This window comes from Bacteroides sp. Marseille-P8574, assembly GCF_902825465.1.
In the GTDB taxonomy this organism is placed as follows: domain Bacteria; phylum Bacteroidota; class Bacteroidia; order Bacteroidales; family Bacteroidaceae; genus Bacteroides; species Bacteroides uniformis.
In genome coordinates, this window is sequence record NZ_CADEBE010000001.1 from 571,176 (window position 1) to 584,580 (window position 13,405).

General features: G+C 50.4%; 9 protein-coding genes. 8 read left to right on the forward strand and 1 reads right to left on the reverse strand.

Translation table 11 applies throughout. The annotated features are described in order from the left end of the window. Positions 1–97: 97 nt before the first annotated feature. The 5 genes from HUX74_RS02520 to HUX74_RS02540 all read left to right on the forward strand — a co-directional run bounded on the left by HUX74_RS02520 (position 98) and on the right by HUX74_RS02540 (position 6,187). Positions 98–3,019 (forward strand): xanthan lyase, encoded by a 2,922-nt coding sequence (locus HUX74_RS02520; RefSeq protein ID WP_174646142.1) that lies wholly within the window; start codon positions 98–100, stop codon positions 3,017–3,019. A 119-nt stretch (positions 3,020–3,138) separates the two neighbouring features. Then, positions 3,139–3,459, forward strand: a complete 321-nt coding sequence (locus HUX74_RS02525; RefSeq protein ID WP_117600951.1) for a hypothetical protein — start codon at positions 3,139–3,141, stop codon at positions 3,457–3,459. Beyond that, the gene (locus HUX74_RS02530) at positions 3,460–3,675 is read left to right on the forward strand and encodes a sulfurtransferase TusA family protein (protein WP_117600952.1); all 216 of its coding nucleotides are present in this window, start codon (positions 3,460–3,462) and stop codon (positions 3,673–3,675) included. After that, positions 3,675–5,510, forward strand: coding sequence for a YgiQ family radical SAM protein (locus tag HUX74_RS02535; RefSeq protein ID WP_138345731.1), 1,836 nt, complete (start codon positions 3,675–3,677; stop codon positions 5,508–5,510). The genes HUX74_RS02530 and HUX74_RS02535 overlap by 1 nt, the downstream gene beginning before the upstream one ends. A gap of 35 nt (positions 5,511–5,545) precedes the next feature. Beyond that, positions 5,546–6,187, forward strand: a complete 642-nt coding sequence (locus tag HUX74_RS02540) for a hypothetical protein (protein WP_117600954.1) — start codon at positions 5,546–5,548, stop codon at positions 6,185–6,187. A gap of 18 nt (positions 6,188–6,205) precedes the next feature. On the opposite strand, the gene mfd is transcribed toward HUX74_RS02540, so the two are convergent. After that, on the reverse strand, positions 6,206–9,595 hold the full coding sequence (gene mfd, locus HUX74_RS02545) for a transcription-repair coupling factor (protein ID WP_174646143.1): 3,390 nt from the start codon (positions 9,593–9,595) through the stop codon (positions 6,206–6,208). A gap of 653 nt (positions 9,596–10,248) precedes the next feature. On the opposite strand from mfd, the gene HUX74_RS02550 reads away from it, so the two are divergent. From HUX74_RS02550 to HUX74_RS02560, 3 genes are read left to right on the forward strand one after another with little or no spacing between them, the layout of a single operon-like run. Next, complete coding sequence (locus tag HUX74_RS02550) at positions 10,249–11,004, forward strand: polyprenol monophosphomannose synthase (protein ID WP_174646144.1); 756 nt, start codon at positions 10,249–10,251, stop codon at positions 11,002–11,004. Positions 11,005–11,048: 44 nt separating this feature from the next. Next, entirely contained in the window at positions 11,049–12,395 is a 1,347-nt protein-coding gene (locus HUX74_RS02555) for a dihydroorotase (protein WP_117887544.1), read from the forward strand. Positions 12,396–12,428: 33 nt separating this feature from the next. Beyond that, the gene (locus HUX74_RS02560; RefSeq protein WP_117887543.1) at positions 12,429–13,355 is read left to right on the forward strand and encodes a vitamin B12 dependent-methionine synthase activation domain-containing protein; all 927 of its coding nucleotides are present in this window, start codon (positions 12,429–12,431) and stop codon (positions 13,353–13,355) included. The last annotated feature ends 50 nt before the right edge of the window (positions 13,356–13,405 follow it).

Here is a 13,405-nt window from a genome sequence, read left to right on the forward strand (position 1 = left end):
AATAACCGCAATCGTCAACGAAGCTTTCTTTTATGTACTTTTGCACGCATCACTGTCTGATAAAAGCAGATATTGACAACTTCATTATTTCATCAATATGAAAAAACTTATCCTAACCGGCATATGGCTCTTATATGGAATCCTCCTTCCGGCACAAGAACTAGAGCAGAATGTGGAAGAACGCCTCCAGACATTCTTTAAGGAATACACCACCCATACGACCAACATCGGCACCTGCAAGCTGGACAGTTTCCGCATTGACTTCCGGAAAAAGAGATTGCTTGTCTATGCAAGCGAGCGCTTTGCCTACCAGCCTCTACGACCAGAAACCGTCGATGCCATATACCGCCATCTGGGACAAATCCTGCCGGGACCGGTGAACTACTTCGACCTCACCGTCTTTGCCGACGGGAAAAGTATCGAAGAGCTTATCCCCAACCTCTACCGGAAAGGGAAGAAGGACAAGGCACGTCTGTTCAGTCACCTGGAATACAAAGGTACACCCTGGGTAACCCGTACCTCACGCCCCTACGAAATCACCCGAGGACTGGAAGGAAAGCACATCGCCCTTTGGCAAAGTCACGGGAAATATTACATCAATGACAAGGACAAATGGGGATGGCAACGCCCGAGGCTGTTCTGCACCACGGAAGACCAGTTCACCCAGTCGTTCATCCTGCCCTACCTCCTGCCCATGCTGGAGAATGCAGGAGTCAATGTATTCACTCCCCGCGAAAGGGACACACAAAAGCGGGAAGTCATCGTAGACAATGACGGTAGCCTGAGCAGAGATGGAGGACAAGGTTCCCTCTATCTGGACGTGAAAAGCCGGAAAGCACGTTGGGAACAGACCTCACTACCCGGATTTGCCCAACGGAAACGAATCTATCAGGACAATGAAAACCCTTTCCTCACCGGTACGGCACGCTTTGCCAAAACTGAAAAGAAGAAAGACAAGGCTTTTGCCGAATGGGTGCCCGATATTCCGGAAACGGGAGAATATGCCGTATACGTATCTTATCAGACTCTGCCGGGCAGCGTAAGCGATGCCAAATACCTTGTATTCCACAACGGAGGCGTCACAGAATTCAAGGTGAACCAGCAAATAGGAGGCGGCACATGGGTGTACCTCGGCACATTCACTTTCGACAAAGGCCGGAACGACTATGGCATGGTGGTATTGAGCAACGAAAGCAAGGAGAAAGGCGTGGTCTGTGCCGATGCCGTCCGCTTTGGAGGAGGCATGGGAAACATTGCCCGCGGTGGACAAACCAGCGGCTTGCCCAGATACCTGGAAGGCGCACGCTACTCTGCCCAATGGGCAGGCATGCCTTACTCAGTTTATGGAGGCTACGAGGGGAAGAATGATATGAACGACGACATCAACGTACGTTCACGTACAGTGAATTACCTTGCAGGAAAATCACTATTCAACCCGACGGAAGAAGGTTTGGGCATCCCCTTTGAAATGAGTATGGCCCTGCATAGCGATGCCGGTTTCAGTAAGGAAGATGAGATTATAGGCACTCTCGGCATTTATACCACCAACTTCAACAACGGCAGGCTGAATGCCGGTACAGACCGCCATGCCTCCCGCGACCTCTCGGACGTCCTACTGACGCAGTTGCAGCGTGACATCCGCTCCACCTTCAACGTAGACTGGACACGTCGCAGCCTATGGAACCGCAACTATAGTGAAACGCGCCTGCCCGCCGTTCCTTCCACCATCGTAGAACTGTTGTCTCACCAGAACTTCGCAGATATGCGTCTGGGGCATGACCCCAACTTCAAGTTCACCGTCGGACGTGCACTCTATAAAGCCATTCTGCAATATATATGCAACCAGCACGGGAAAGAGTACATGGTCCAGCCGCTTCCCGTCAGCCACTTTGCCATCCGCTTCGGTAAAAAGAAAAATACTTTAGAGCTCTCCTGGCAAGGCAAGGAAGACCCGTTGGAACCGACTGCCAAACCACGCGAATACATTGTATATACACGTATCGGACGTGGAGGATTTGACAATGGCGTACGTGTCAGTTCTCCGTTCCATACCGTAAAAATAGAACCGGGCATCGTCTATTCCTTCAAAGTAACCGCCGTGAATCGGGGCGGCGAAAGCTTCCCTTCGGAAATCCTTGCTGCCTATAAAGCCAAACGGGAAAAAGGACAGATACTTATCGTCAACGGATTCGACCGTATCAGTGGGCCGGCCGTCATAGACACTCCCGAGACTGTAGGTTTCGACCTATCGCAAGATCCCGGCGTTCCCTATCTCTATGACATCTCCCTCTGCGGTACCCAGCAGAACTTCAACCGGAAGGAAGCGGGAAAACGCCTGGGAGAGAGTAGAGAGGAATACGAAGGTATGAAAATTATCGGAAATACTTTCGATTACCCCTTTATACACGGCAAGGCCATACAAGCCGCCGGTAACTACAGCTTCGTCTCATGCAGCGATGAGGCTGTGGAAAAAGGCATCCTCTCTTTAGAGGACTATCCGATAGTAGACTATATCCTCGGGCTGGAAAAAGAAGACAATTCCAGCAATCCGGCACGCAATACATACTACAAGACATTCTCCTCATCCATGCAGCGCATATTGGCTTCGTATTGCCGGTCGGGAGGCAATCTCCTAGTCAGCGGTGCCTACGTGGGCAGCGACATGGACAATTCGCAGGGTAATAGGGATTTTATCCAGAATATTCTGAAGTACCGGTATGGAAATTCCTTGAAAACAGACGGGGATAAAATCGCTGTCCAAGGGCTGGGGCGTACTTTCACCCTTCCCCGACTGCCGAATGAGCAGGACTATCCGGTCACTTCCCCTGATTGCATCCTGCCCATGTCTCCCGCTTTTCCAGTCATGACCTATGCCACCGGCAACGCATCTGCCGCCGTGGCCTATCAAGGCAGCGATTACCGCACCTTCATCATGGGATTCCCTTTTGAAAGTATCAGGGAAGAAACGTCCAGAAATGCAATTATGGCCTCGATACTTCGCTTTCTCACCACAGATTAGGCAGAGCAACACAGAGAAAAACAGCAATCCCTATAAATAATCTGTAGAAATCTGTGTAATCTGTGGTGAAAAAACTATCTTTGCTTCTATTAATCATTAAACACTAAACATTAAACATCATGTACACCATACAAGCCAACCCCAGCGGAACCCGCAGCTTAGAAGTTTCAGAAGAAAACCTTGCCACCATTGAGAAGTACGGACTCTTCCGCCATCTCATCGACAGCAACGGCATTGTAGACGAAACAGTGCTCGACAAGTTGAAACTGAACATTCGCTCCCTCATCGCCGCACAAGAGGAAGATAGCAAAGACCTACTCGACCTCTGCATCGACGTTATCTATCACAACAACATGAAGGCCTTCGGACTGCAGCAACTCATTAAGCTCTATCTGCAATGGCTTTCCCAACAAGGCACTATAGAAATAGAAGAAGAATAAATGAAAACCATCGATACCTGCGGACAACAGCATTACAGCCCTCTAATCCCTGCCATAAAAGCCATGTGCAAGGCCGGGAAAGGCGAGAAGCTGGAAATCATCATGGACAACGCCACTGCCTTCAATGACATGAAAGAGTATCTTTCCGAGCAGCAGATAGGTTTCCGTGAGATTTACGACGGAGAACGAATGACATTACAGTTTACAATGTATTAATGAAAGAATATCGCCTTACAGACTGGCTTCCCACCACCAAGAAAGAAGTGGAACTGCGTGGTTGGGACGAATTAGATGTAATACTTTTCAGCGGTGATGCCTACGTGGACCATCCGTCTTTTGGAGCCGCCGTCATAGGTCGTATCCTCGAAGCTGAAGGATTACGCGTAGCCATTGTCCCCCAACCTAACTGGCGCGACGACTTACGCGACTTCAAGAAACTGGGACGCCCCCGTCTATTTTTCGGCATCAGTCCCGGCTGCATGGATTCGATGGTCAATAAATACACTGCCAACAAACGCTTGCGCAGTGATGACGCATATACACCGGACGCACGTCCGGATATGCGCCCCGAATATCCTTCCATTGTATATACCCGGATATTGAAACAACTATTTCCCGATGTCCCCGTCATACTGGGTGGTATCGAGGCAAGTATGCGCCGTTTGACGCACTACGACTATTGGCAAGACCGTGTACGCCCCAGTATCCTCCTCGACAGCGGTGCCGATTCACTCATCTACGGCATGGGAGAGAAACCGGTGGTGGAACTTGCGAATAGGCTGAAATGCCAACAAATAATGGACACCAAAGGCTTCAAACAGCTCATTGCCGATATTCCGCAAATGGTCTATCTCGACAAGGAGGTAGCGGCAGAAGAAGGGGATATCACCCTCTTTTCCCACGAAGAATGTCTGAAGGATAAAAAGAAAGAAGCTGCCAACTTCCGTCATATCGAGGAGGAAAGCAACAAGTATACAGCATCCCGCATGTTACAAAAGGTCGGCAAACAGACAGTGGTAGTCAATCCCCCCTATCCTCCCCTGACGGAGGCAGAGCTCGACCATTCTTTCGACTTGCCTTATACGCGCCTGCCCCACCCCAAGTACAAGGGAAAACGTATTCCGGCATACGACATGATAAAGTTCTCCGTCAACCTGCATCGCGGATGTTTCGGAGGGTGTGCCTTCTGCACCATCTCCGCGCATCAGGGCAAGTTCATCGTAAGCCGTAGCAAGGAAAGCGTTCTGAAAGAGGTGAAAGCTATCATGGAGCTGCCCGACTTTAAGGGTTACTTAAGTGACTTGGGAGGCCCGTCGGCCAATATGTACCGGATGAAGGGACGGGATGAGGCTGTTTGCAGGAAATGCAAACGCCCGTCGTGCATCTACCCCAAAGTATGTCCCAACCTGAATACGGACCATCGACCGCTACTCGACATCTATCATGCCGTAGATGCCCTGCCCGGCATCAAGAAGTCCTTCATTGGCAGCGGTGTACGCTATGACCTGCTGCTGCACCAGAGCAAGGACCCGAACACTAACAAAAGTACGCAGGAATATACCCGCGAGCTCATTGCCCGCCATGTCAGCGGTCGCCTGAAGGTAGCACCGGAGCATACGTCAGACCGCGTGCTCAACATCATGCGCAAGCCTCCGTTCAGCCAGTTCGGTGAGTTCAAGAAGATATTCGACAGAATTAACCGTGAAGAAGGACTACGCCAGCAGCTTATTCCTTATTTCATCAGCAGCCATCCCGGATGCAAGGAGGAAGATATGGCAGAACTTGCCGTCATCACCAAGCGACTGGACTTCCATCTGGAGCAAGTGCAAGACTTTACCCCTACTCCCATGACCGTTGCCACCGAAGCATGGTACACGGGCTTCCATCCTTATACGTTGGAACCGGTATTCAGTGCCAAAACGCAGCGCGAGAAACTGGCTCAACGCCAATTCTTCTTCTGGTACAAACCCGAAGAGCGCAGGAACATCATAAACGAACTGCGCCGGATAGGACGGACGGATTTGATAGACAAGCTATACGGGAAACGATAAAAATACGATATTTCCAAGAAACTCACAGCAACTGCATGAAACGATTCCTCCTCTGTCTATCCCTACTCTCCATCGGAGTGACAGGGATGCTGGCACAAAGCGAATGCCTACCGCAAAATTACAGCATCATCCTTGGTGGCGGTGTTTCCTTGCCCCATGTAGAAGGAAACCGCAACGACTTCTTCAGCAAGAACGGCAACCGGGTGGGATATGACCTCATGACAGAAGGCCGCTACTACATCACGCCCCTATTTGCCATGGGACTTCAATATGACTATCTGCGCATGGCCCGCCTGCCGGATAAGGCACATCTGCACTGCATACGCCCCAACATCACATACCGTCCCTTGTGGAGCAACGGTAATCAAGGACTGTTCCTATCATTCGGCATCGGGTATATGAACTATCAAGAACGGACATATAAACGCGGTGAACGGAACGGACACCTTTTCCATAAAGGATATTGTGGAATAACTTTCGCTGCAGGCTATGAGTTCCGCATCAGCTGTAAACTCTCGGGTATGATTCGCTGTGATTTCCTAACAGCAGACTGGTTTGCCAACCCCGATGCACGACTTTACAACACGGACGGCTATGATGACGGAGTAGATCATAGCTGGTTCAAAAACAACATCACTTTCTTCAATTTGGGATTCTCCTTGCAGTTCGGACGTTAGTGGCAGGAGTGGCAACAGTTACTCCTCCACCTGCATTGCCACTACCTCCTGCAACACACAGACAGCTTCTTCCACCGTCCTGACATCCTTCACCAGCATACTCCGTTTGTTGTTCTGCTCGCGCAGGTCGCAACGACGGGTATATTTCATCATGTAGGCAATGACCTTACCGAAAGCCTGGCTCTGATAGTACGGGCTGTCCGGATTGGAGACGAAGAACAGGGACATGCGCCCACCTTTCAGAAAGACTTTCTCCACGCCGAGGCGGGCAGCCAGGCGTCGCAAGGGAACGATGCGCAGCAGTTCTTCCGTTTCGGGAGGAATCGGGCCGAAGCGGTCTTCGAGGCGGGAACGGAAAGCATCCACATCCTTGTCGAGTGTCAATCCGTCCAACTCGCGGTAGAGCAACATACGCTCGCTGCTGCCAGTCACGTAATCGGCAGGCAACAGAAGTTCAAGGTCGCTTTCCACCTGGCATTCGTCGACAAACTGTTCTCCACTGATGACGCCTCCGTCTGCTTTCAGTTCTTCGGCATAAAGGTCGGCAAACTCGTCGGTCTTCAGTTCATGCACAGCTTCGGAGAGAATCTTTTGATAAGTCTCGTAGCCCAAGTCAGCAATGAAACCGCTCTGTTCGGCACCGAGCATATTGCCTGCACCACGGATGTCAAGGTCTTGCATGGCAATGTGGATGCCACTGCCCAGGTCGGAGAAGTTTTCGATGGCTTGCAGACGCCGCTTTGCCTCGGGAGTAAGGGAGGACAAAGGTGGTGCCAGCAGGTAACAGAAAGCTTTTTTATTGCTCCGCCCCACACGTCCGCGCATCTGGTGCAAATCACTGAGGCCGAAGTTCTGCGCCTGGTTGATGATAATGGTATTGGCATTGGGTATGTCGATGCCACTTTCGATGATGGTAGTGGCAAGCAGCACATCGTAATCGTAATTGACGAAATCAAAGATTATCTTCTCCAGTTCGGCAGGCTCCATCTGTCCGTGTCCGATACAGACACGGCAATCGGGAATGTGCCGCTCTATCATGGCCTTCAACTCAAACAGATTGGAAATACGGTTATTCACGAAGAATACCTGCCCGTTACGGCTCATCTCGAAATTGACGGCGTCGGCAATGATTTCCTCGTTGAAGGTGTGCACTTCCGTCTGGATGGGATAACGGTTGGGTGGCGGTGTCTGGATGACGCTCAAGTCGCGCGCACCCATCAGCGAAAACTGCAAGGTACGGGGAATGGGTGTAGCCGTCATGGTCAGCGTATCCACATTCACCTTCAATTGGCGAAGTTTCTCCTTGACGGAGACGCCGAACTTCTGCTCCTCATCAATAATCAACAAACCAAGGTCTTTGAACTTAACGTCTTTTCCCAGGATACGGTGGGTACCGATAAGAATATTCACTTCCCCTTCGGCAAGCCCTTTCACTACAGCCTTTGCCTGAGCAGCGGTGCGGGCACGACTCAGATACTCCACCCGGCAAGGCAAGCCTTTCAATCGCTCCTTGAAGGTCTGGAAATGCTGATAGGCAAGTACGGTAGTGGGCACTAGTACAGCCACTTGCTTATTGTCCGCCACAGCCTTGAAAGCGGCACGAACAGCCACCTCCGTCTTGCCGAAACCCACGTCACCGCACACAAGGCGGTCCATCGGGAGGGCACTCTCCATGTCAGCCTTCACGTCGGAAGTAGCCTTGCTTTGGTCGGGGGTATCCTCATAGATGAAGGAGGCTTCTAACTCCCGTTGCAGGAAGCTGTCGGGACTGTATTGGAAACCCTTCTCCTCGCGGCGTTGCGAGTAGAGTTTTATCAAGTCGCGGGCAATATCCTTTATCTTCGTCTTGGTGCGGTCTTTCAGCTTCTCCCAGGCTCCGGTGCCGAGCTTGTTGAGGTGGGGCGCTTCACCCTCCTTTCCCTTGTACTTGGAAACCTTGTGCAGAGAGTGGATGGAGACAAACACCACATCTTCGTTCTGATAGACAATCTTCATCACCTCCTGCGTGGTGTCACCGTTGGGGATACGTACCAGTCCGGCAAAACGCCCCACACCGTGGTCGGTATGCACCACATAGTCGCCGGGGGTGAATTGGTTCAGCTCCTTCAGGCTCAAGGCCACCTTGCCGCTGCGCGCCTTGTCGCTCTTCAAGTTATACTTGTGAAAGCGGTCGAACAGCTGATGATCGGTAAAGATACAGATACGTAAAGTGTCGTCGGCAAAGCCTTCGTGCAGTGTCCGTTCTACGGCGGTAAAGGATATGTTGTCTCCACGGTCCTCAAAGATGGCACGGATGCGGTCGGTCTGTTTCAGGCTGTCGCTGCATATGTAGATGGTGTAGTGACGGGAGAGGTATTCGCGGAAACTCTCCGCCACCATGTCGAAGTTTTTATGGAAGATAGGCTGTACCGTAGTATGGAACGAGACGGTGGCATCCGGTGTTCCGGTGGGCTTGTTGCCAAACTCCATCCGGCGGAAATCGAGGGCGCGCAGGGTGAACTCGCCACCATCAATCAGCTTGCCTTCCAGCGTGATGGCTCCATTCTCCTCCGACTCACGGGCAGCGATGGCCTGTGGGGTGAGCGATTCGTCGTGCACGGTCTGGATGCGTTCGCGTAGCCAGAGGAAATCGCGCATGGCAAGCAAGCTGTCCGACGGAAGGAAATCGAGGAACGACACCATGCCGCCGCTTCCCCTTTTTTCCAGGCTATGGCTCAAGTCGGGAACTATCACGATGCTTTCTTTCCTCTCCTTCGAGAGCTGTGTTTCCACCTCGAAGGTACGGATGCTTTCCACCTCATCGCCGAAGAAGTCTATACGGAAGGGATATTCGGAAGAGAAGGAAAAGACGTCGATAATACTGCCACGAACGGCATACTGCCCCGGCTCGTAAACGTAATCCACATATTCGAAACCGTAGCTGCGCAATACGTCCGTCACAAAGTCCATATCCCCCCTCTCGCCTGCATGCAGTTTCAGTGTATTCTCCCCCAGTTCCTTACGAGAGACCACCTTTTCGGCCAGCGCATCCGGATAGGTCACCACGCAAAGCCCCTCTTCTCCTTTTTGCAGGCGACTCAGCACTTCTGTACGGAGAATTTCGTTTGCCGCATCCTTCTGCCCGTACTTGATGGCGCGACGGAACGAAGAAGGAAAAAACAATACCTGCTCCGTCCCCAATATCTGCGTCAAATCATGATAGAAATAACCGGCTTCCTCCATATCGCCCAGAATGAAAACGAGCGGACAAGTAGCCCGCTGAACCAATACAGACGAAAACAAAGAAGCGGCAGAGGCATATAAACCTCCGCAATATAGGTGACGGACAGAGTTATCTTTCAGAAGCCTGCACACCCCCTCTACATTGGGATGGGAAGCATAAGATTGTTGCAGTTCAGTTATATTCATTGCTTTGCGCTTTTTCCCCCGGTATTGCCTCTCATAAGGTATCCTACCGAAATAAATTCGGTGCAAAAATACACAAATAATCTTTAGCTTTGACCTGTCGGCAACTATGTTCTCTGAAATAATCTTTCTGCTGTCAGCCTGCACATCCTTCACCTTTTTTCTGTATCGCCCTATTTATCGGGGAAGGCAATGAAACTTCTTTTCCTCCAATTATGAATAACACAGCCTGCACAATCCCTATTCAGGAGTTATGTTACACAAAGTTTATCCCCAGCCTGCGGACATGTATCCCAGGGGTTGGTCTGTCTATCCCAAGGCTTGGGATAGACAGACCAAGACTGAAGAGCACTTTTTCTCCCTATATCTACCCACTTTATCCTTTATACTTCGAAAGTTTTTCTTTAATAGTTTGAATGTTTTCTGTTAATGATTGAAACGGGAATAGCTAAAGATTGAGGCTAAAGTTCAAAGTCAAGCATACGGTTCTTTGATTTAACCTGCATTCCTCATAGTCAGGAGTTAGAAGGAACTACATAAATGAAAGAGTCGTGGCGCCAGAACTTTGCAAAATCAAGATTTGTGTGAAAATGCTGCCAGATAAAAAAGAAATGTATTACATTTGTTCCCAGTTATAACCCCCATTACCTATAAGTATGCAAACATCAGACAGCATTGTCATCATCCCCACCTACAATGAACGGGAGAATATAGAAAATATCATCCGTGCCGTTTTTGCTCTGAAACATGGTTTTCACATCCTTGTCATTGAAGACGGTTCGCCCGACGGAACGGCAGATATCGTCAGAACCTTACAGAAAGAGTTCCCCAAACGCCTCTTCATGGTGGAGCGCAAAGGAAAGCTGGGATTGGGAACAGCCTATATAGCCGGCTTTAAGTGGGCATTGCAACGAGACTATGAGTATGTATTCGAAATGGATGCCGACTTCAGCCACAATCCCCAAGACCTGCCCCGTCTCTACCGGGCCTGCTCCGAAGAGGGTGCCGATGTAGCCATCGGTTCACGTTATGTGAGTGGTGTGAACGTAGTGAACTGGCCCATGGGACGTGTACTGATGTCTTATTTTGCCTCCAAATATGTACGCTTCATCACGGGGCTGCCCATCCACGATACTACAGCCGGATTTGTATGTTACCGCCGCCGGGTATTGGAGACTATCAATCTGGACGGTATCCGCTTCAAAGGATACGCCTTCCAGATAGAAATGAAATTCACCGCCTACAAATGCGGCTTCAAGGTAAAGGAAGTGCCTGTCATCTTCATCAATCGCGAACTGGGCACTTCCAAAATGAACAGCAGTATTTTTGGTGAAGCCGTATTCGGAGTGATTCGGTTGAAATGGAACAGTTGGTTTCATAAATATCCTACTGTAGATAAGGAGATGAAGTGATGGGTGATAGAGTGATAGGGGTTTACTATAAATATTAGGAAGATATGAAAAGAACATTGATACATAACGCTACGATTGTCAACGAAGGACAATCCGTGAAAGGTTCCGTAGTGATAGAAGACGGGCGCATTGCAGAGGTACTGACCAACTGGAAACCTCTCTCTGCCCCTTGTGATGAAACCATAGATGCCACCGGATGCTATCTGTTGCCGGGCATCATCGATGACCATGTACATTTTCGCGATCCCGGGCTAACCCACAAAGCGGACATCCTCACCGAAAGCCGTGCGGCTGCCGCAGGTGGTGTGACCTCCATCATGGATATGCCCAATACAAATCCAGTGACCACTACACTGGATGCTTTGAACGCCAAGCTCGATTTACTGAACGAAAAGTGTATCGTAAACCATTCCTGCTACTTCGGTGCAACAAACAACAACTACAGCGAATTCGGCAAGCTGGACAAGCACCGTGTCTGCGGTATCAAGCTATTCATGGGTTCCAGTACCGGAAACATGCTGGTAGACAAGATGAACAGCCTGCTAAATATTTTCAATGGTACAGACATGCTGATTGCCGCCCACTGCGAAGACCAGGAAACCATCAAGAACAATATTGCCAAGTATAAGGAAATGTTTGCCGGAGAGAATGATATTCCCATAGGCAAGCATCCCTACATCCGCTCTTCGGCAGCATGCTATGCATCCTCTGAACTGGCAGTACGGCTGGCAAGAATTGCCGGAGCACGGTTGCATATCCTGCATGTGTCCACAGCTAAGGAACTGCAATTATTCAATGACTATTCACTTTCCGAGAAGCATATCACCGCCGAAGCATGCGTTGCCCATCTCCTCTTCACGCTCAGTGACTATCGCACGTTGGGTACACGTATCAAGTGTAATCCTGCCATTAAGAAGCAAGCCGACCGCGATGCCCTGCGTGCAGCCGTCAACTCCGGCCTGATAGACGTAATAGCCACCGACCATGCCCCCCATCTGCTCGCCGAGAAAGAAGGGGGTGCTTTGAAAGCCATGTCCGGCATGCCGATGATACAGTTTTCGCTTGTCAGCATGCTGCAACTGGTAGATGAGGGAATATTCACTCTCGAGACCATCGTTGAAAAAATGTGCCATGCTCCCGCACAAATCTACCACATCAACGAGCGCGGCTATATCCGTGAAGGTTACCGGGCAGACCTTGTGCTGGTACGCCCCGATACCCCGTGGGAAGTGACAGCCGACAAAGTTTTGAGCAAATGCGGCTGGAGCCCATTGGAAGGACATACCTTCAACTGGAAAGTGGAAAGGACTTTTGCCAACGGACATCCCGTTTATACTGACGGTATGGTGGACGACGCTTATCGTGGCGAGGAACTGAGATTTGGGGAGTGAAGGCTAGGAATTAAGGATTAGGGATTAAATGGGATGAAAAGGACAATACTGGCACCGGGGCATGAATTGCTTTCGTATCGGATTCATGAAGTAACCCCTTACATCAACTGGATTTATTTCTTCCATGCCTGGGGCTTCCAGCCTCGCTTTGCGGCTATTGCCAACATCCATGGCTGCGATTCCTGCCGTGCACTTTGGCTGACGACCTTTCCCGAGGAGGAACGTACCAAAGCTTCCGAAGCCATGCAGCTCTTCAAGGAAGCCAATAGAATGCTCGACCGACTGGACGAAACAATCTCCATCCATTGCATCTTCAGGCTTTGCCAGGCAAATGCAGATGGAGATAACCTCTTGATAGAAGGAACAACCTTCCCTCTGCTCCGACAGCAGACACCACAACCCGATGGCGGTCCATTTCTCTGTCTGAGTGATTTTGTACGTCCCCTCTCTTCGGACACACCCGACATCGTAGGGCTTTTCGCCTCTACCATCAGTGAAGAGGCCGAAGAGACTTACAAGAACGACCCTTACAAACATCTCCTTGTACAAACCTTGAACGACCGCCTCGCCGAAGCCGCCACAGAAAAGATGCACGAATATGTCCGCAAGGAGGCTTGGGGCTATGCCCCCGACGAATCCTTGTCCATTCCGGATTTGCTGGTCGAGAAGTACCAAGGCATCCGCCCCGCTGTGGGATACCCCTCCCTACCCGACCAATCCGTGAATTTCTTGCTGGACGAACTGCTCGGCATGAAACAGATAGGCATCACGCTGACTGAACATGGAGCCATGCACCCTCACTCCTCCGTCTGCGGCATGATGCTGGCACATCCCGCATCCCGATACTTTGCAGTGGGCAAGATTGGAGAGGACCAGCTGGAAGACTACGCCCGCCGCCGGGGAATGCCAATAGGGAATATGCGGAAGTTTCTGGCAGGAAATATAGAAAGCGTATCATAATGCTGATAATTCGGTACATTAAAAAAGGAGTTACACAGACGACACAGATT